Origin of the sequence: Pseudonocardia sp. DSM 110487 (assembly GCF_019468565.1) — a bacterium.
GTDB lineage: Bacteria > Actinomycetota > Actinomycetes > Mycobacteriales > Pseudonocardiaceae > Pseudonocardia.
Genome location: NZ_CP080521.1, coordinates 5,662,982 through 5,682,882, shown reverse-complemented (window position 1 = coordinate 5,682,882; position 19,901 = coordinate 5,662,982). Strand labels below are relative to the sequence as shown.

16 protein-coding genes are annotated in these 19,901 nt (G+C 72.6%); 12 read left to right on the top strand and 4 right to left on the bottom strand.

Annotation, left to right across the window (positions count from 1 at the left end; translation table 11 throughout):
- Window positions 1-3 precede the first annotated feature (3 nt).
- From K1T35_RS26470 to gcl, 3 genes are read left to right on the top strand one after another with little or no spacing between them, the layout of a single operon-like run.
- Window positions 4-783: a hydroxypyruvate isomerase family protein gene (locus K1T35_RS26470; RefSeq protein WP_220254525.1), complete on the top strand. Its 780-nt coding sequence runs from the start codon at window positions 4-6 to the stop codon at window positions 781-783.
- A complete protein-coding gene (locus K1T35_RS26465) occupies window positions 780-1,664 on the top strand; it encodes a 2-hydroxy-3-oxopropionate reductase (protein ID WP_220254524.1) in 885 nt (294 codons plus the stop codon). The genes K1T35_RS26470 and K1T35_RS26465 overlap by 4 nt, the downstream gene beginning before the upstream one ends.
- Window positions 1,664-3,430: a glyoxylate carboligase gene (gcl, locus tag K1T35_RS26460; protein WP_220254523.1), complete on the top strand. Its 1,767-nt coding sequence runs from the start codon at window positions 1,664-1,666 to the stop codon at window positions 3,428-3,430. Before K1T35_RS26465 ends, gcl begins: the two co-directional genes overlap by 1 nt.
- Window positions 3,431-3,580: 150 nt before the next feature.
- Here the strand turns inward: gcl and K1T35_RS26455 are convergent, their stop codons facing one another.
- Together K1T35_RS26455 and K1T35_RS26450 are read right to left on the bottom strand one after the other, a co-directional pair.
- Window positions 3,581-6,028, bottom strand: a complete 2,448-nt coding sequence (locus tag K1T35_RS26455; protein ID WP_220254522.1) for a bifunctional diguanylate cyclase/phosphodiesterase — start codon at window positions 6,026-6,028, stop codon at window positions 3,581-3,583.
- 138 nt (window positions 6,029-6,166) lie between these two features.
- On the bottom strand, window positions 6,167-7,309 hold the full coding sequence (locus K1T35_RS26450) for an ROK family protein (RefSeq protein ID WP_220254521.1): 1,143 nt from the start codon (window positions 7,307-7,309) through the stop codon (window positions 6,167-6,169).
- 219 nt (window positions 7,310-7,528) lie between these two features.
- On the opposite strand from K1T35_RS26450, the gene K1T35_RS26445 reads away from it, so the two are divergent.
- The 7 genes from K1T35_RS26445 (at window position 7,529) to K1T35_RS26415 (ending at window position 16,004) form a co-directional block, all read left to right on the top strand.
- On the top strand, window positions 7,529-9,007 hold the full coding sequence (locus K1T35_RS26445) for a sugar ABC transporter ATP-binding protein (protein WP_220262875.1): 1,479 nt from the start codon (window positions 7,529-7,531) through the stop codon (window positions 9,005-9,007).
- 169 nt (window positions 9,008-9,176) lie between these two features.
- Window positions 9,177-10,118 (top strand): ABC transporter permease, encoded by a 942-nt coding sequence (locus K1T35_RS26440; protein ID WP_255622682.1) that lies wholly within the window; start codon window positions 9,177-9,179, stop codon window positions 10,116-10,118.
- A 35-nt stretch (window positions 10,119-10,153) separates the two neighbouring features.
- Window positions 10,154-11,218: a substrate-binding domain-containing protein gene (locus K1T35_RS26435; protein ID WP_220254520.1), complete on the top strand. Its 1,065-nt coding sequence runs from the start codon at window positions 10,154-10,156 to the stop codon at window positions 11,216-11,218.
- A gap of 34 nt (window positions 11,219-11,252) precedes the next feature.
- A complete protein-coding gene (locus K1T35_RS26430) occupies window positions 11,253-12,434 on the top strand; it encodes a Gfo/Idh/MocA family protein (protein WP_220254519.1) in 1,182 nt (393 codons plus the stop codon).
- Window positions 12,434-13,441 (top strand): sugar phosphate isomerase/epimerase, encoded by a 1,008-nt coding sequence (locus tag K1T35_RS26425; protein ID WP_220254518.1) that lies wholly within the window; start codon window positions 12,434-12,436, stop codon window positions 13,439-13,441. Before K1T35_RS26430 ends, K1T35_RS26425 begins: the two co-directional genes overlap by 1 nt.
- Before the next feature lie 228 nt (window positions 13,442-13,669).
- Window positions 13,670-14,599, top strand: coding sequence for a type IV toxin-antitoxin system AbiEi family antitoxin domain-containing protein (locus K1T35_RS26420; RefSeq protein ID WP_220254517.1), 930 nt, complete (start codon window positions 13,670-13,672; stop codon window positions 14,597-14,599).
- 193 nt (window positions 14,600-14,792) lie between these two features.
- The gene (locus K1T35_RS26415; protein WP_220254516.1) at window positions 14,793-16,004 is read left to right on the top strand and encodes a lipase; all 1,212 of its coding nucleotides are present in this window, start codon (window positions 14,793-14,795) and stop codon (window positions 16,002-16,004) included.
- A gap of 202 nt (window positions 16,005-16,206) precedes the next feature.
- Here K1T35_RS26415 and K1T35_RS26410 read toward each other — a convergent pair whose 3' ends face one another.
- Entirely contained in the window at window positions 16,207-17,118 is a 912-nt protein-coding gene (locus tag K1T35_RS26410; protein ID WP_220254515.1) for a LysR family transcriptional regulator, read from the bottom strand.
- A 74-nt stretch (window positions 17,119-17,192) separates the two neighbouring features.
- Here K1T35_RS26410 and K1T35_RS26405 point away from each other — a divergent pair, with 74 nt between their 5' ends.
- Window positions 17,193-18,176, top strand: coding sequence for an MBL fold metallo-hydrolase (locus K1T35_RS26405; RefSeq protein ID WP_220254514.1), 984 nt, complete (start codon window positions 17,193-17,195; stop codon window positions 18,174-18,176).
- 8 nt (window positions 18,177-18,184) lie between these two features.
- Here the strand turns inward: K1T35_RS26405 and K1T35_RS26400 are convergent, their stop codons facing one another.
- Window positions 18,185-18,910 carry a GAF domain-containing protein gene (locus tag K1T35_RS26400; RefSeq protein WP_220254513.1) on the bottom strand — a complete coding sequence of 242 codons (726 nt, stop codon included), beginning with the start codon at window positions 18,908-18,910 and terminating at the stop codon, window positions 18,185-18,187.
- Window positions 18,911-19,062: 152 nt separating this feature from the next.
- On the opposite strand from K1T35_RS26400, the gene K1T35_RS26395 reads away from it, so the two are divergent.
- Entirely contained in the window at window positions 19,063-19,890 is an 828-nt protein-coding gene (locus tag K1T35_RS26395) for an SDR family oxidoreductase (protein WP_220254512.1), read from the top strand.
- Window positions 19,891-19,901: the final 11 nt, after the last annotated feature.

Below are 19,901 nucleotides of genomic sequence, written 5' to 3'. Positions count from 1 at the left end.
TCGGTGAGATACACCGTCAACTGCTCGATCCTCTTCACCGAGCTGCCCCTGCTCGAACGGCCAGCCGCGGCGAAGGCCGCCGGGTTCGACGCCGTCGAGTTCTGGTGGCCCTTCCCCACCGCCGCGCCCTCCGACGCCGAGGTCGACACCTTCGTGCGCGCGATCGAGGACGCCGGTGTGCAGCTCACCGGGCTCAACCTGGCCGCGGGCGACATGCCGAACGGGGACCGCGGGCTTGCGTCGTGGCCGGGGCGGGAGACCGAGTTCCGCGACAGCATCGACATCGCAGCCGCGATCGGAAAACGCCTCGGCACGCGGGTGTTCAACGCGCTCTACGGCAACCGCGTCGAGGGCGCCGACCCGCGCGACCAGGACGACCTCGCCGTGCAGAACCTCGCCCGCGCGGCGGCCCTGCTCGACGGCACCGTGGTCCTCGAACCGCTCTCCGGTGCCGACCGCTACCCGCTGCGCACCGCCACCGACGCCCTCGCCGTGGCCGACCGGCTCAACGTGCCGAACGTCGCGCTGCTGGCCGACCTGTACCACCTCACCGTCAACGGCGACGACGTCGCCGCGGTGATCCGCGACCACGCCGCCCGGATCGGGCACGTCCAGATCGCCGACGCCCCCGGCCGCCACGAGCCCGGCACCGGCGAGATCCCCTTCGACGCGCACCTCTCCGCCCTCACCGCGGCCGGCTACACCGGGTGGATCGGGCTGGAGTACGTGCCGTCCACCGACAGCGACCACGCCTTCGACTGGCTCCGGAAGGAAGAGCAGTGACGACCATCGCCTTCATCGGCCTCGGCATCATGGGTGCCCCCATGGCCGGGCACCTGATCGACGCCGGCCACGACGTGGTGGGCTACAACCGCTCCCGCCCCGCCGTCGACAAGCTCGTCGAGCGCGGCGGCCGGGCCGCGAGCAGCGTGGCCGACGCGGTGCGCGACGCCGAGGTCGTGATCACGATGGTGCCGGACAGTCCGGATGTCGAGGATGTCGCGCTGGGTGAGGACGGTATCTACGCGACCGCGAAGCCCGGCACCCTGCACGTCGACTGCTCCACGATCCGCCCGGACGTCGCCCGCGCCATCGCCGAGGCGGGGAACGAGCGCGGCATCCGCGTCGTCGACGCGCCCGTCAGCGGCGGCGAGGCCGGCGCGAAGGAGGGCACTCTCTCGATCATGGTCGGCGGTGCGGCCGAGGACGTCGAGGCGGCGCGGCCATACCTGGACGTGGTCGGCGGCACCGTCGTGCACGTCGGCCCGGCTGGTGCGGGCCAGACCGTGAAGGCCGCCAACCAGCTGATCGTCGCCGGTAACATCCAGCTGCTCGCCGAGGCCCTCGTCTTCCTCGAGGCGCACGGCGTCGACACCGCGGCCGCCACCGAGGTGCTCGGCGGCGGGCTCGCCGGCAGCACCGTGCTGCAGCGCAAGGCCGCCGGTATGCGGGCGCGCGAGTTCGCGCCCGGCTTCCGGATTGACCTGCACCACAAGGACCTGGGCATCGTCACCGCCGCCGCCCGCGAGGCCGGCGTCACGATCCCGCTCGGTGCGCACGTCGCCCAGCTCGTGGGGGCGCTGCGGGCCATGGGGCACGGCGACCTCGACCACAGCGCGCTGCTGCTGCTCGTCGAGAGGCTGTCCGGGAGGGGTGGAACCTGATGGAACGCATGCGCGCCGTCGACGCCGCCGTCGCGATCCTGCGCCGCGAGGGCGTGTCGCACCTGTTCGGAGTGCCCGGTGCGGCGATCAACCCGTTCTACGACGCCGTCCGCCGGGATGGCGGGCTGCAGCACGTGCTCGCCCGGCACGTCGAGGGCGCCGCGCACATGGCCGACGGGTACAGCCGCACGGCCGCCGGGAACATCGGCGTCTGCGTCGGCACCTCTGGCCCGGCCGGCACCGACATGGTCACCGGCCTCTACGCGGCGGCGGCCGACTCCGTGCCGCTGCTCGCGATCACCGGCCAGGCCCCGGTGGCGCGGCTGCACAAGGAGGACTTCCAGGCCGTCGACATCGCCGCCATCGCCGCGCCGGTCACCAAGTGGGCGGTCACGGTGCGCGAGCCCGGCCAGGTGCCGGGCGTGTTCGCCCAGGCCTTCCATCTGATGCGTTCCGGGCGCCCCGGGCCGGTGCTGATCGACCTGCCGGTCGACGTCCAGCAGGCCGAGATCGCCTTCGACATCGACACCTACGAGCCCCTGCCGGTGCACCGGCCCGCCGCCACCCGGGCACAGGCCGAGAAGGTCCTGGACCTCCTATCGGCCGCGGAACGGCCGATCATCGTCGCGGGCGGCGGGATCGTCGGCGCGGATGCCTGCGCCGAGCTCGTGGAGCTGGCCGAGCTCCTCGACGTGCCGGTCGTGCCCACGCTGATGGGCTGGGGCGCCATCCCGGACGACCACCCGCTGATGGCCGGCATGGCCGGGCTGCAGACGTCCCACCGCTACGGCAACGCCACCCTGCTCGCGTCCGACCTCGTGCTCGGCATCGGCAACCGCTGGGCCAACCGGCACACCGGCGGCCTCGACGTCTACCGCGCGGGCCGCACGTTCGTGCACGTCGACATCGAGCCGACGCAGGTCGGGCGCGTGTTCGCGCCCGACTACGGCGTGGTGTCGGACGCCGGGGCTTTCCTGCGCGAGATGCTCGCCGCCGCCGGCGGGCGGACGCATCCGGACCGCAGCGCGTGGGTGCGCGAGTGCGCCCGCCGCAAGGGCACGATGCAGCGCCGCACCCACTTCGACGACATGCCGATCAAGCCGCAGCGGGTGTACGAGGAGTGCAACCGGGCGTTCGGCCCCGACACCCGCTACGTCAGCACCATCGGGCTGTCGCAGATCGCGGCCGCGCAGTTCCTGCACGTCCAGCGCCCGCGGCACTGGATCAACGCGGGGCAGGCCGGCCCGCTGGGCTGGACCGCCCCTGCCGCGCTCGGCGTCCGCGTCGCAGACCCCGAGGCGTTCGTCTTGGCGGTCTCCGGTGACTACGACTTCCAGTTCATGATCGAGGAGCTCGCGGTCGGGGCGCAGTTCAACCTGCCCTACCTGCACCTCGTGCTGAACAACTCCTACCTGGGGCTGATCCGCCAGGCCCAGCGCGCCTTCGACATGGACTACTGCGTGCAGCTCGGCTTCGACAACGTCAACGCGCCCGGCCTGGGCAAGTACGGCGTCGACCACGTCGCGGTCGCAGAGGGCCTCGGCTGCAAGGCCCTGCGCGTGACCGATCCGCGCGAGCTCGCAGGCGCCTTCACCAGGGCTCGGCAACTGATGGCGGTGCACCGCGTGCCCGTTGTGGTGGAGGCGATCTGCGAGCGGGTCACCAACATCGCCATGGGCACCGAGATCGACGCTGTGCAGGAGTTCGAGGAGCTCGCGACGACCCGGTCCCACGCCCCGACCGCAACGATCCCACTCCCGGCCTGACCAACCCCGGTGGTCGAGTAGGGCCGGCGCCCCAGCGCCGGCCCGTATCGAGACCACCAACCTCGGAGACCGGCATGTGGTCTCGATACGCGCCGGCCCTGGCGGGCCGGCGCTACTCGACCACCGGACGAGGGGGTTGCGGGTTCCTGATCAGCCGGGTTCGGAGGCCGGGCGGAACCAGCGGCCCGCGGCGAGCCGCGTCTCGCTCGCCCGCATCCCGCGCAGGTGGGGGGCGAGGATCGGCAGGTCGGCGAGCACGGCGGGGGTGAGCTGCGCACCCGTGGCGGGCCGGGCGATGAAGTGGCCCTGCACCAGGTCGCAGCCCTGCCTGCGCAGCTCGTGCAGCTGCCCGGCCCGCTCGACGCCCTCGGCGACGGTCCGCAGGCCCAAGTGGCGGGCGAGGTCGAGCAGGCCGCGCAGGAACCAGCGCTGCTGCTCGTCGTGGTCGATGTGGGCCACGAAGGACCTGTCGATCTTCACGGTGTCCACGGGGGTGCGGGAGAGCCTGGCCAGCGTGGAGTAGCCGGTTCCGAAGTCGTCGAGCGCGATCCGGACGCCGAGCTCGCGCAGCCGGTGCATCACGTCGACGGCGTTCGCGGGCCGGTTGTTCACCGCGATCTCGGTCATCTCCAGCGCCAGCTGGCCGGGGGAGATGCCGTAGCGGCGCATGACCCCCGCCACCCGGTCGGGCAGGCCGCTGTCGCCGAACTCGGTGGGGTCGACGTTCACCGCGATCCGCAGCCGCCGGTGCGCGAGACCGGCGTTCCACAGGCCGAGCTGGGCGCACCCCTGCTCCAGCATGAGCGCGGTCAGCTGGCCGGACAGGCCCGCCGCCGCGCAGGCCGGGATGAACGTGGCAGGCGACACCGGCTCGCCCTCGTGCGTCCAGCGGGCAAGCACCTCCATGGCGGAGATCCGGCCGGACACCGGGTCCACCACCGGCTGGTAGATGGCCTGCACGTCGCCGCGGTGCAGCGCGTCGGCGAACGCCTCGGGCAGCGGTGGGCGGACCCGGCGCACCGCGTGCCGCTCGGCCCTGTCGGCCGGCTCGCCGTCGAGCGCGGCGGTGTGGGCGGCCACGTCCCCCTTGCCGGACGCCTTCACCGCGTACATAGCGACGTCGGCGCGGTGCACCAGGGTGGCGGCGCGGGTGGCGGCGTCGGTGCCGATGTCCTGCCCCGCCTCGACGGTGGCGACGCCGATGCTCGCCGATACCGCCACCGACCGGCCGTGCACGTGGAACGGGTCCTTCAGCGTGCCCAGCAGCCGCCGGGCGGCGGTCGTGGCATCGTCACCCTGTTCCACCAGCACGGCGAACTCGTCACCGCCGAGGCGGGCGAGGGTGTCGGCGCTGCGCAGTGCCCCGCGCAGGCGGCCGGCCACCTCGATCAGCAGCGCGTCGCCCGCAGCGTGCCCGAGCGTGTCGTTGACGGCCTTGAACCCGTCCAGGTCGACGAAGGCCACGGAGACCGGCTGCCGGGTGCGCTCGGCCCGGTCGAGGGCGTGTTTGAGCCGGTCGAGGAACAGCGCCCGGTTGGCGAGGCTGGTGAGCGGGTCGTGGAAGGCGAGGTGGTGCAGCTCCACCTCGCGCTGCTGGATGGCGCGCGTGAGCTCCTGGTTCTCCCGCATCGTCACGTACTGGCGCACGAGGACGAGCAGCACCAGCGCGGCGATGCACGCGACCTCCACGCCGTCGAGGCCAACCCCACCCGCGGCTTCCAGGGCCACGAGCACGGCGGCGGCCGCGAGCGGGAGGTAGGGCAGCAGCCCGGCGCGGACGGATTCGCGAGGCTCGTGGACGCTCTGCAGCTCCGCCTGCTGGCCGCCGCGCACGAGCGTGCCTGCGATCCCGAGCAGGCAGAACGCGATCCGCCACCCCCATTCGACGGCCGAACCGGTGGCGTAGGTGCCCACCGCGATCTGATAGGCGAACGTGGCGTCGGACGCGGCCATCGCGAGCACCGCGGCGCCGAGCAGGCCCCAGCGCAGCGGCGCGTCCCGGGTCTGGGCGAGCGTCAGGACCGTGACGGAGAGCAGCACCGCGTCCGCGACGGGGTAGACGACCGACGCGGCGGCGTGCAGCATCGAGTCGCCGGAGGTGCCGATCACCGGGTCGAGTACCGTCACCCACGCGACCAGTCCCACGGCGCAGCCGACGAGGAGCGCGTCCAGCACGCGGCGCGGCGTGGCGAGGCCGGAGCCCGGAGGGGCGAGGAAGGCCAGCCCGACGAGCGCGGCGGCGGGGAAGCCCAGATAGCCGAGGTCGGCGAGTGACGGGTACGGGGCGGCGATGCCCAACACGTTCTCGTACACCGTCCACGCCGCCTGCCCGGCCGCCCACGACCAGCAGGCCACGGCGAGGGCACCCCATCCGCGGCGGATGCGTCCCCCGGTGCGCCGGGCCGCACCGAAGCAGCCGAGCCCACCGCCCGCGGCGAGCCCGAGCACACCGAGATTGGCCACCAGCTGTCGTGCGTCACCGTCGAGCACGGCGCCGAGCCCCGCGAGCGTCAGCAGCGCCAGGGCCGCCGCCGCGGCGGCGCCCGCGCCGCGCGGGCGATCCGCCGCGAGCGGCAGCGGGCTCGACGTGAGGCTCATCGACGTCCGTTCCGTCCGGATCCGTGACCAGTAACCGAGTGCCCTGGCCAGGGCACTAGTGAATCCGGCCTGCCGCGGCGCGTGTCATCGGGGTCCCCTTATTCACCCGATCCCGTGACGACGCAGGAGTGGCGCGGGTCACGCGCGCTGGGCGAGGAGCAGTCCGATCGACTCCGTCGACAGCGCGCGCTCGATGCCCAGCACCGCCGCGCCCGCCAGCCCGGCGTACTCGCCGAGCACGCTGTTGGTCAGCACCAGGTTCCGGGTGGCGAGCGGCAGGGCGCGCTGGTAGGCGACGCTGCGCACGCCGGCGAGCAGCTCGTCGCTCGCGGCGGAGAGGCCGCCGCCGATTGTGACCCGGGCGGGGTTGTAGAAGTGCACCAGCGTGGCGACGAGCTCGCCGATCAGTGCGGCCGCCTCGCGAACGGCCGCGACCGCGGTGGCGTCGCCGCGCGCGAGCAGAGCCCGCACCTCCGCGGTCGGGACCGGCGGGCCCGGCGCGCCGAGCCGGCGCGCGATGGCGCCCGCCGACGCCACCGCCTCGATGCAGCCCACGTTCCCGCAGACGCAGGGCTCGTCGGGAGCGCCGCGCACGCGGACGTGCCCGATGTCGCCAGCCGCGCCGTCGGCGCCGTGGTGCAGCGTCCCCTCCCGGCTCACCAGGCCGCCGCCGATGCCGGTGCCGACCTTGACGAACAGCAGCGGCACCTGGTCGGCGGGCAACGCGCGTGCCTCGCCGAGCGCGCGGAGGTTGACGTCGTTCTCCAGCACGGCGGGGCAGTCGAAGGTCTGGGAGAGCCGCGCGGCCACCGGGTAGGCGTGCCATCCGGGCATGATCGGCGGCCGGATCGGGACGCCGTGCGTGCCGTCCACCGGCCCCGGCAGCCCGATCACGACGGCGCGCACCGGAACCTCCGCCGGCACGGTCTCGCGCAAGTGGGTGAGCTGCGTCTCGACCGTTCGGAGTACCGCGTCGGGGCCGTCGGTCATGTCGACGGGCACCTCGGTGCGCGCGAGCATCCGCTGGCTGAGGTCGACCACGGCGAGGTGCGCGCTGCTCGCGCCGACGTCGGCGAGCAGCACGTGGCCGCCGCGCGGTGAGAGCGCGAGCCGGTCGGCAGGCCGGCCCCGGCCGACCGTCGGGCGGGTGCCGTCGACCTGCAGCAGGCCGCGGTCGAGCAGCTCGTCCACCGCCGTGCTGACGGTGGTGCGTGCCAACCCGGCCGCGGCGACCAGATCGGCCTTGCTCACGGCGGCCCCGGATGCGACGAGCCGGGCCACGGTGCTCAGCGTGACCGCGGCATCGATTCGTCCGGTTCGTGCGGCGGACAACCGAAGCGGTGGCAGCGGAGACGGTGGCAGCATCACGGTCCGATATCGACGGAAAACTGACGGAAAGTGGCATTATTCCGTCGTTGCACGGCACTGGTCAATCCTCCTAGGTTGCGCGGCGGGGGCGCACAACGAGGTGAGGAATTGACTGGAGAGCCACTGCTGGCGATGCGGGGCATCGTCAAGCAGTTCCCGGGGGTGCGCGCGCTCGACGGCGTCGATCTGGACGTCGCCGCCGGCGAGGTGCACTGCCTGCTGGGCCAGAACGGTGCCGGCAAGTCCACTCTGATCAAGGTGCTGGCCGGGGCGCACAGCCCGGACGCCGGCGAGATCGTCTGGGAGGGCCGCCAGGTGGTGTTCGCGGCGCCGCAGGCCGCCGATGCCGCCGGCATTGCCACCATCTACCAGGAGCTGGACCTGGTGCCGGGCCTGTCGGTGGCGGAGAACATCGTGCTCGGGCACGAGCCGTCCCGGCTGGGGTTCAGCCGGCCGCGCGCCGCCGAGGACATCGCGCGGAAGCTGCTGGCCCGGCTCGGGCACCCCGAGATCCCGCCACGGCGCGAGCTGGGCCGGCTCTCGGCCGCCGGCCAGCAGGTGGTGAGCATGGCCAGGGCGCTGGCCCGCGACGCCCGGCTGATCGTGATGGACGAGCCGTCGGCCGTCCTGGACCCGGAGGAGGTCCAGAACCTGTTCCGGGTGATCCGCGAGCTCACCGCCGACGGCGTCGCGGTCGTCTACATCTCCCACCGGCTCGAGGAGATCCGCGAGATCGGCGACCGCGTCACCGTGCTCAAGGACGGCCGCACCGTCGCCCGCAACCTGGCCGCGCGCGACACCCCGACCGCCGACGTCATCCGCCTGATGACCGGCCGCACCATCGAGTACGTCTTCCCGGAGCGGAACCGGCCCTCCGACGAGGTCGTGCTGGAGGTCGAGGGACTCTCGCGCGCCGGTGAGTTCGCGGACGTCTCGTTCACGGTGCGGGCGGGCGAGGTCGTCGGGCTGGCCGGGCTCGTCGGGTCGGGGCGCTCGGAGATCATGGAGACCGTCTACGGGGCGCGCAAGGCCACCGCTGGCACGGTCCGGGTGCGTGGCCGGACGCTGCGGCCGGGCTCCGTGCCCGTCGCGGTTCGCGCCGGGATGGGCCTCGCCCCCGAGGAGCGCAAGAGCCAGGGACTCCTGCTCGCCGAGCCGGTGTTCCGCAACGTCTCGCTCCCGGGAATGGGGCGCTACGCCCGTGGCGGCTTCCTCGGCCCGCAGGCCGACCTGGACGCGGCGGCGGGCGTCACCACCCAGCTCGACGTCCGGCCCGCGGACGCCACCCGGCCGGTCCGCACGCTGTCGGGCGGCAACCAGCAGAAGGTCGTGCTGGCCCGCTGGCTGCTGCAGGGCTGCACGGTGCTGCTGCTCGACGAGCCCACGCGCGGCGTGGACGTCGGTGCCCGCAGCGAGATCTACGCGCTGATCCACCGGCTCGCCGCGGAGGGGGCGGCGATCGTGCTGGTGTCCAGCGAGGTGCCAGAGGTGCTCGGGCTCGCGCACCGCGTGCTCGTCGTGCGGGAGGGCCGGGTGGTCCACGAGGCCCCCGCGGACGAGCTGGACGAGGGGCGCGTGCTCGACCTGGTGATGGAAGGGAGCAGGGCGTGATCGAGCTTGCGGGATCACCATCAGACACGGCAGTGCCACTCATGGCGCCGACGAGCGTCAGCGAGGAGTCGCCGTGAGTGAGCGGACCACCATCCCCGCCGCCGACGAGCACGCGCGGGTCGAGGACGCCGCACGTGCGGCAGAGCCGGCGGCTTCGTCGTGGAGCCGCCTGCTCGACAGCGGGGCGGGCCGCAACTTCGGCCTCGTCGCCGTGATGGTGCTGCTGGCCATCGTCGGCGTCGTCACCACCGACACGTTCCTGACCACGGCGAACCTGCTGACCGTCCTGACTCAGGCGTCGATCATCGGCGTGCTCACCGTCGGCGTCACGTTCGTGATCATCGGTGGGGGCATCGACCTGTCGGTCGGCAAGGTGATGGCGCTGGCCTCGGTGTGGGCCACGACCGTCGCGACGCAGTCCTACGGACCCGCCGTCATGGTGTTCTGCGCGATCGCGGTGGGCGTGGGCGCCGGGCTCGTCAACGGCCTGCTCATCGCCTACGGCCGGATCGTGCCGTTCATCGTCACCCTCGCCATGCTGATCTCCGCGCAGGGCCTTGCCGAGCGGATCTCGGGGCGGCGCAGCCAGATCGTCACCGACCCGGTGATCGCCGGCATCGCCAACACGCGGCTGCTCGGGATCCCACTGCTGGTCTACTTCTTCGCGGCCGTGGTGGCGGTCGGGTGGGTGGTGCTCAACCGCACCACGTTCGGCAGGCGCACGTTCGCCATCGGCGGCAACCCGGAGGCCGCACGCCTGGCCGGGCTCGACGTGAAGCGGCACACGATCCTGCTGTACATGGTGTCCGGCCTGTGCTGCGGCATCGCCGCGATCATGATCGCCTCGCTCACCACGACCGGATCGAGCACCCACGGCACGCTCTACGAGCTGGACGCGATCGCCGCGGTGATCATCGGCGGCACCCTGCTCTCGGGCGGCCGGGGCACGCTGATCGGCTCGATCCTCGGCGTGCTCGTGTTCACGACGATCACGAACCTGTTCGTGCTCAACAACCTGGCCACCGAGGTCCAGAACATCGCGAAGGGCGCGATCATCGTCGTCGCTGTGCTGATCCAGGCTCGCGCCCAGCGCTCGTCGGCCTCCACCTGATCTTTCGGCTGGTTGAACCCACTGGAGGGATGAACATGTCCGACCCCACCCGGGGCCTGCACCGTCGCAGGTTCCTCACCGGCGCGCTCGGCGTCGGCGCAGGCGCGGCGCTCACCGCGTGCACGAGCAACGCGCCTGCCGGCGGGGGCGGCGGCCCAGCCGTCGCGCCCGCACCCGCCGCCGGGGGCTCCGAGCCCGGCACACCGGTCACCATCGGGTTCTCCGCGCCCGCCGCCGACCACGGCTGGATCGCCGCGATCGCGAACAACGCGCAGGCGCAGGCGGAGCAGTACCCGGACGTCACGTTCGAGGCGGTCAACCCGACCAACGACATCGCGCAGCAGATCGCGGCCGTCGAGACCCTGATCAACCGAGGCGTCGACGCGCTCGTGATCCTGCCCAACGACGGCAGCCAGCTCACGCGCGTGGGACAGCAGGCGATGAACGCCGGCATTCCGGTGATCAACCTGGACCGGATCTTCGACTCGCCGCTCGCCTACCGCACATGGATCGGCGGCGACAACTACGGCATGGGCGTGAGCGCGGGCCACTACATGGGCCGCCGGCTGCGCGACGCGGGCGTGGCCAACCCGATCATCGGCGAGATCGCGGGCATCGACAACCTGCCGCTCACCCAGCAGCGCAGCAGCGGTTTCGCGGACGCGCTGGCCACGTACGGCTTCGCCGTGGGCCCGCGCCAGGCCGCCGACTTCACCGCGCAGGGCGGGCAGCGCGTCACCGCCAACCTCCTGCAGGCGGCGCCCCGGCTGGACGCCGTCTGGAACCACGACGACGACCAGGGCATCGGCGTGCTCGCCGCGATCAACCAGGCCGGCCGCAACGAGTTCTTCATGGTCGGCGGGGCCGGATCGGCCAACGCGATGCGCGAGATCCAGGCCGACACCAGTGTGCTCAAGGCCACGGTGACCTACCTGCCGTCGATGGCCTCGTCGGCCGTTGCGCTCGCGCGGCTCGTGGCGCAGGGTCGGGGCATGAGCGATCTTGCCGAACGCGACGTGCCCGCGTCGATCACACTGGCATCCGCGACCATCACGAGGGAGAACGTGGCCGACTACCTGCCCCTTGGCTTCGAATCGTGACCGCCGACGTACTCCCCTCCGCGGAGGCGGCATCATGACAGCATCCTCGACGCTGGGCGTCGGCATGATCGGCTACGCCTTCATGGGCGCGGCCCACTCCCAGGCATGGCGCACGGCGGGGCGGTTCTTCGACCTCCCGCTGCAGCCGGACATGGCGGTGCTGTGCGGGCGCAATCCCGAGGCCACCGCGACCGCCGCGCAGCGGATGGGCTGGCGGCACACCGAGACCGACTGGAAGGCGCTGCTGGGCCGCGACGACGTGCAGCTGATTGACGTCTGCACGCCCGGCGACACGCACGCCGAGATCGCGATCGCCGCGCTGGAGGCCGGCAAGCACGTGCTGTGCGAGAAGCCGCTCGCCAACACCGTCGACGAGGCCAAGGCGATGGTCGCGGCCGCCGCGGCGGCGAAGGCGAACGGCGTGCGCAGCATGGTGGCGTTCAACTACCGGCGGGTGCCCGCGGTTGCACTTGCCCGGCGGTTGGTGGAGCAGGGCCGGATCGGCGAGATCCGCCACGTCCGCGCGGTGTACCTGCAGGACTGGATCGTCGACCCGGAGTTCCCGCTGGTCTGGCGGCTGCAGAAGGACAAGGCCGGCTCGGGCGCGCTGGGCGACATCGGCGCCCACATCGTCGACATGGCCCAGTTCGTCACCGGCGACCGCATCAGCGGCGTCTCCGCGCTCACCGAGACGTTCGTCAAGGAGCGCCCGCTGCCGGAGGCGTCCAGCGGGCTGTCGGCGTCCGGCTCCACGGAACGCGGTGAGGTCACCGTCGACGACACCGCGCTCTTCCTCGGCCGCTTCGGCGGCGGGGCGGTCGCGACGTTCGAGGCCACCCGGTTCGCCACCGGTCGCAAGAACGCGCTGCGGCTGGAGATCAACGGCAGCAAGGGCTCGGTCGCGTTCGACTTCGAATCGATGAACGAGCTGTCGTTCTACGACGGCAGCGAGGACGCCGACACCGCCGGGTTCCGCCGGATCTACGTCACCGAGCCCACCCACCCGTACGCGGGCGCGTGGTGGCCACCCGGCCACGGGCTCGGCTACGAGCACTCGTTCACCCACGAGATCGTGGACCTGGTTCGCGACCTCGCGGCTGGCACCGACCCCACCCCGTCGTTCGCCGACGGGCTGCAGGTCCAGCAGGTGCTGGACGCAGTGGCCCGCTCGGCCGAGTCCGGCAGCGGCTGGGTACCGATCGCAGGAGAGGACTGATGGCGCGACCGATCACGCTGTTCACGGGCCAGTGGGCCGATCTCCCGTTCGAGGAGGTCGCCCGCCTGGCGGGGGAGTGGGGCTACGACGGGCTGGAGATCGCCTGCTGGGGCGACCATTTCGACGTCCGGGCCGCCGTGGAGGACGACTCCTACATCGCGGGCCGCCGGGAGATCCTGGACAAGTACGGCCTGCAGGTCTTCGCGATCTCCAACCACCTGAACGGCCAGGCCGTCTGCGACGACCCGATCGACGAGCGGCACCGCGGCATCGTGCACCCGCGCGTCTGGGGCGACGGCGACCCGGAGGGCGTGCGGCAGCGGGCCGCGGAGGAGATGAAGTACACCGCCCGCGCCGCGGCGAAGCTCGGTGTCAAGACGGTCGTCGGGTTCACCGGGTCGAAGATCTGGAAGACCGTCGCGATGTTCCCGCCGGTGCCGCAGTCCATGGTGGACGACGGCTACCGCGACTTCGCCGACCGCTGGAACCCGATCCTCGACGTGTTCGACGAGGTCGGCGTCCGGTTCGCCCACGAGGTGCACCCGTCCGAGATCGCCTACGACTACTGGACCACGGTCGCGGCGCTCGAGGCCGTCGGGCACCGGGAGGCGTTCGGCCTCAACTGGGACCCGAGCCACTTCGTGTGGCAGGACCTCGACCCGGTCGGGTTCCTGTGGGACTTCAAGGACCGGATCTACCACGTCGACTGCAAGGACGCGCAGCGCCAGGTCGGCAACGGCCGCAACGGCCGGATGGGCAGCCACCTCGCGTGGGCCGACCCTCGGCGCGGCTGGGACTTCGTCTCCACCGGCCACGGCGACGTGCCGTGGGAGGCGTGCTTCCGGATGCTCAACACGATCGGCTACGACGGCCCCATCTCGGTCGAGTGGGAGGACGCCGGCATGGACCGTCTCGTCGGTGCACCGGACGCGCTGGCCTTCGTGAAGCGCACGGCGTTCGACCCGCCATCGGCGGCGTTCGACGCGGCGTTCAGCAGCGGCTCGTAACGCTCTCCCGACTGCGGCGAAGCCACTTTCACGCCATCTCGTGGCGTGGGGTGGCTTCGCCGCAACGCCGGCGCGACTGCAGTTGTTGTGCGAGCGCCGGCCGGTCACACACCAACATCTGGGCTGCTACACGAACTGCAGTTGCTGTGCGAGCGCGCATGTTGGTGTGCGAGCGCGGAATTCGTTCGTTTCGGTCCGCGGCAACCGTCGAGACGCGATGCTCCTCGGGTGGACATTCCGCGTCTTGTCGTGCGGCGCCAGCTGCTCGCCGCAGGGTGGACCGATCACGAGTTGCGTCGGCAGCTGCGGTCCGGGGAACTCGTCCGGCTCGGCCGGGGTTCCTACCTGCCGGCTCCCGGAGCGCCGCCGCGGTTCGAGGTCCGCCACGCACTGCTCGCGGCGGTACGCGACGAGCGCCAGTCTGCGGACGGGGTGCTCTCCCACGTCTCCGCTGCGGTGCTGCACGGCCTGTCGACATGGGGGCTGCCGCTCGACCGCATCCATCGCACCCGTGACCGGCGCACCGGCGGACGGGTCGGCGAGGGCGTGCACGTGTACGCCGCGCCGCTCGCGCCTGACGAGGTCGCCGAGGTCGGCGGACTGCTCGTCACCTCACCCGCCCGCACGGTGATCGATATCGCTCGGACCGCCGGGCTCGAAGCCGCGGTCGCGGTCGCCGACAGCGCCCTGCACAAGCATCTCGCCGACCCCGACGAGCTCGCGCGTGCGGCCCGACGCTGCACCGGATGGCCCGGCGCACTGCAAGCCCGCCGGGTCGTCGCCCTGGCCGACGGCGACAGCGACAGCGTCGGCGAGTCCCGCAGCCGGCTGGCGATCCAGCGGGCCGGCCTGCCTGCGCCCGTGCTGCAGTGGAAGGTGGAGGGCAACGGGCGGGTCTTCGAGGTCGACTTCGGCTGGCCCGAGCTGCACACCGTCGGCGAGTTCGACGGGCTGTTCAAGTACGGGCGGCTGCTGAAGCCGGGCCAGGATCCCGCCGACGTCGTCGTGGCCGAGAAGCTGCGCGAGGACGAGATCCGAGACCTCGACCTGCGCGTGGTCCGCTGGATCTGGCCGGAGATCGACGACTTCGACCCGGTGGCCGGACGCCTGCGCCGCGCCTTCGCCGCCTCGCCGGCCGGCGCAGCCTGGCGCCGCTGACGGCTCACACACCAACACCGGCGCTCGCACCGCAACTGGAGTTCATGTGCGAGCACCACAGTTGGTGTGTGACCGCACGGTGGTCATCAGCGTCCTTCACCGGACCGTGCGCCTCGCATGGGGGTATTCCCTACGCGGCGTTGTGGGGGTTGCCGTGATGTGGTCGGCGCCCTGTCAGAGAGACCGTCAATACATGGAACCGATCTCATTCATGCGCTGTCTCGTCGCTGGGTGTGTCGTGCTCGTTCTCGCAGGTTGCGGTGCCGGAGCGGCCACAACGTCGGCGCCGCCAGCGACGTCGGCGCCGTCGCGAGGCGACGTCGTCTCGGTCACCCCACTCGAACAGCTCGACGCACCGGCCGTCGCCGCGCGCCTGCGCGAGTTCGGGATCGACACCGGGCGCGTGACGGGCGGCGTGCGGGCGTTCCGTGTCGAGTACCGCACCGTCGATCCCGACGGCGCCCCGACCACGGCGAGCTCGCTCGTCGCGGTTCCGGAAGCGACACCCGGCGGGAGGTTGCGGCTGGTGTCGTGGCAGCACGGAACCACCGCGCACAAGGCCGCGGCCGCGTCCGTGTCCGTCGACAGCTCCGACCGCGCCGCCGCCTACTTCTTCGCCGCGGCCGGCCACGTCGTCTCGGCACCGGACTACCTGGGCCTCGGGGTCGGGCCGGGCGCCCACCCCTACAACCACCACGACTCGGCCGTCACGGCGTCGGTCGACGCGTTGCGTGCCGCGCGTACGGTGCCAGGGCTCGTCGACCGAGAGCTCGACCCAAGGGTGCTGATCAGCGGCTTCTCGCAGGGCGGGCCGGCTGCGATGGCGCTGGGCAGGGCAATGGACGACGGCGCGGAACCGGCGTTCCAGGTCGGGGCTCTCGCGCCGATCGCCGGTCCTTACGACTTCACCGGGTCGGTCGCTGTCGCAGCGCCGGGGGGAATCGCCCATGCCACCGGGTACCTCGGGTACCTGACCGTCGCGTGGAACCGGCTCCACCACCTCTACGGCGACCCCGCCGAGGCGTTCCGTCCGCCGTACGACCGCACGATCGAAGCGCTCTTCGACGGAACTCACCCGTTCGAGGAGATCGAGCCGAAGCTCCCCGCGACGCCGGCGGAGCTGTTCACCCCTGCGTTCCTCGACCAGCTCCAGCACCCGACGGGCGCGCTGCGCGACGCGCTCAACGCCGCAGACGCGACCTGCGACTGGGTGCCGAGTGTGCCCGTGCGGATCTACCACGCCGCCAGTGACCTCGACGTCCCCGTGGCCAACGCCGAGTTCTGTCGTCGTGCGCTCGCGGAACGCGGCGCGGCGGCCGAGGTGGTCGCGCTCGGCGACATCGAGCACCTCGATTCCATGGGCGCGGCGCTGCCACTAGTGCTGGACCAGTTCGCAGCCAGCTGAGCGGGTCCCGCCGGCTCACGGCGAACAGCACACCCAGCGCCTCGCCGTCCCGGTGCACGGCGACCGCGACACCGCTGCCGGTGGAGCGCGGCTCCGGGAAGCCGGTGGCCGCCGGGTCGAACTCGAGGTCAGCAACCGGTGCCGGGGTGGCCCACCCCCGTCAGCCCGCCCTCGTCAGCCCGCCCTCGTCAGCCCGCCCTCGTCAGCCCGCCCTCGTCAGCACGGCCTCGGCCGCCCGGACGAACGCAGCCACCCGGGGGTCCTGGTCGCTTCGGCGGTGGACCAGCCCCGATTCCAGCGGCGGCAGGTCTGCGATGGGCCGGTAGGTGATCTCGGGCTGACCGAAGAAGTCGGCGAACGACGGCACCGTCGGGTGCACGATCTTGCCGCGGGCCACCAGCGAAGCGACCTCGAACGGCTTCACCGGGCTGCGTTCGATCCGCCGCAGAGCGCGGCCGCTCGCCGTGCTGGTCGGGACGAATGCACGCATGATCGTCGGAGGGACGCCGAAGCAGTCGGTGACCCGGTGCTCGGCGACGTCGTCGAGGGTGACCGAGGCGTGTCCGGCGAGCGGATGGGTTCGCGCCACCGCGAGGACCCGGCGCTCGCGGGTCAGCACGGGTCCGATGGCCAGGTCGGGGGCATCGAGCGGGAGGCGGATGGCCATCAGCTGCACGGCTCCACTGCGCAACGTCTCGAGCGGGTCCGTGCCGTGCGTGATCTCGCTGACCTCGACGTCGCAGTCGGGATGCTCGGCCTCGAAGGCACTGATGATCGAGGTCAGGTGCGGCCCGGCGGAGCATGGTTCGAAGGTGCCCAAACGGAGCGTGCCGGACGGTCTCCCGCTCGTCCGGTGGCTGTGCCGGAGCGCATCGGCGAGCTGTCCGTACGCCGCGCCGGCCCGCTCGAGGAAACCCTCGCCGAACGGCGTCAGCTCGACCCGGCGGCTCGTCCGGTAGAGCAGCTGGCCGCCCATCTTGCGTTCGAGCTGCCGAAGGGTCTGGCTGACCCGGGACTGGGTGAGCCCCAGTCGCTGCGCGGTGCGGCCGAAATGGAGTTCTTCGGCAAGGGTGAGGAACACCCGGATCTCGCGCAGCTCGACCGACTCCCACATCGATGAGCAAGGCTACTCGCTGGGATGAGCGATCGTCGGTTGATCAACTGGCCGTTGCCCGCAACCCTCACTGCATGACCAGACGTAGCGCTCACCTGCTGCTGAGCGTGCTCGCCAGCGCCGTCGTCGCAACCGCGTGCGCCGGCAGCACCACCCCGGCGGCACCGCCCTCGCCGCCCGCCGCGGACGAAGCGGTCGGCCGGTTCGCCTCCGACAACCCCGGATCGGTGAACACGTACTGGATGTCGGTTCCAGACGGCTTGCTGGTGATCGACACGGGGCGGAACGTCAGCGGCGGACACCGGGCCGCGGCGGCGATCAGGCAGACCGGGAAGCCGGTGGTGGCGATCCTGATCACGCACCCGCATCCCGACCACGTGGGCGGGGCGGGCGCGCTGCGGGAGGAGTTCCCGGACGTCCCGATGTACGCCTCCGAGGCGACGGCGGCCTGGATGCGCGCCGATCCGCTCGGCTTCTACCCGCTGGCCCGGCAGGCGGATCCCGACTTCCCTGCCCAGCTGACCTACCCGGACCGCACGTTCCCCGCCGACCAGGTACTGGACATCGGGGGAGTGCAGCTGCACACCGCCCAGTTCGGGCCCGGCGAGTCGGAGACCGCGACCGCCTACTACGAGCCCGCGAGCCGCATCCTGTTCTCCGGCGACCTCACCGGCGAGCACGTCACCCCGGCACTGCTGGAGGGACGGAGCTGCGGCTGGCTGACCAACCTGGAGCGGCTCGCGCAGCGCTTCCCAGACGCCCTGACCGCCTACCCAGGACACGGCTCACCCGACGAGTCGGCCTCCCAGATCGCGGAGCAGGACGCCTACCTGCGCACCTTCCGTGGCATGGTCCGGCCGGCGACGCTGGCCGAGTCGGCGGCGGGCGCCGACGTCGCGCCCGACGAGCTGCGGTCGATCGTCGCAGAGCTCGACCGGCAGTACCCGGACTTCCCGCTTGTCGCCTCGCTGCCCAACCTGCAGGAGCTCAACATCGCCGCGGTGGCCGGCGAGCTGCGCGCCGAGGACCCGCTCTCGACCCCGCTCGTGTGCCGCTGAGCCGGTGATCAACGAGCGGCTCTGCGCTCGGGGTCATCGGCCGTGGGCTCCGGGCGGGTGAGCGCGCCGATCGCCTCCATGCGCCGCTCCAGCTCGACGATCCGGCGCTCGTCCGCGACCAGCATGGCGAGCACGTCGCCGAACGCCTCCACGAACCGGATCTCCGCCGCGAGCATGTCCCGCCGGCTCACGGCGAACAGCACGCCGAGCGCCTCGCCGTCCCGGTGCACGGCGACCGCGACACCGTTCCCGGCGGAGCGCGGCTCCGGGAAGCCGGTGGCCGCCGGGTCGAACGGGCACGGGCGCCGGGCGTCGAGGGCCGCGAGGATCGGTGCGGGCGGCGATGCCGCGGTGAGTCGGTCGGCCAGCCAGCGTGGCACGCCGAACGCCGCGGTGAAGTGGGGCTCGCCCGAGACCAGGAGGTAGAGCCCGGTGCTCTCGGCGTCGATCGCCTGGGCGAGCGGCCGCAGGGCGGCCCGTGCCGCGGCCGTGATCGTGGGCGCTTCCGGTACCGCGCCGCCGGCGTCGGTCGGGGCGGCCGAGGCCTCCTCCCATCCGGCCGCGCCCGCGTGCTCGGCGTAGCGGCGCAGCTCGGCGGGGTCGTAGCGCCGGTGGCCGCCGGGCGTCCGCAGCGCGGTGAGCAGTCCGGCCTCCTCGGCAGCGAGGAGCGTGGTGCGGCTCAACCCGAGCACCCGGCCCGCCTCGCTCACCGTGAGCCGACGTCCAACCGCCACGTCCGTCCTCCGATCTGACTGAGCTGATCCGAGACGATTTGAGTCGTCACCTGAACGAGTGGTACTCCTCACATGGCGGGCGGTCAACGGCGGCGCCCGCCCCCACTTCTTCGCGGTTCTGGACGGTTCCGCCGGTTCAGGCCGGGGGTGACGTGCTCGATCCACGCAGCGCGGCCGTCCCCGATCTCACCGGTCAGGTCGCCCTCGTCACCGGGGCCGCGCGCGGCCAGGGCCGCTCCCACTGCATCGCCCTCGCCGAGTGCGGGGCAGACATCGCGGCACTCGACGTCTGCCGTGACCTCGACGTCCCCAGCTACCCGCTCGCCACCCGCACCGAGCTCGACGACGTGGTGGCCGCGGTCGAGGGCCTCGGCCGCCGCGCGCTACCGCTGGTCGCGGATGTGCGGGACCCGGGAGAGGTGGCCTCTGCCGGGGAGACGGTCGAGGAGGCGTTCGGCCGGCTCGACGTGCTGGTCAACAACGCGGCCGTGGTGACGAGCGCGCCGTTCTGGGAGCTGTCCGAGGCGCAGTGGTCGGCCGTCGTCGACACCAACCTGTCGGGCGTGTGGCGCACCACGGTCGCCGCCGTCGGGCTCCTGCGCCGCTCCCCGCGCGGGCGGATCGTGAACATCGCCTCCACCGGGGGCGTGCGTGCGGTGCCGGAGTTCGCGCACTACGTGGCCGCCAAGCACGGTGTCGTCGGCCTCACCCGGGCCATGGCGATCGAGCTCGCGGGCGCGAACGTCACGGTCAACGCGATCCTGCCCGGCGCCGTCGACTCACCCATGCTCGCGGGCCTCGCCGACGAGCTCGGCCTCACCCCCGCGGACGTGCACAAGCGCTGGTTGCACGACCAGCTGCTGAACGAGGTAATCACGTCCGACGAGGTCACCGGGGCGCTGCTGTGGCTGCTCAGCGACGCGGCACGGCACGTCACCGGCCACTGCCTGGCCGTCGACGGGGGCGCGCTGGCTCGCTGAGCGGAGTTTGT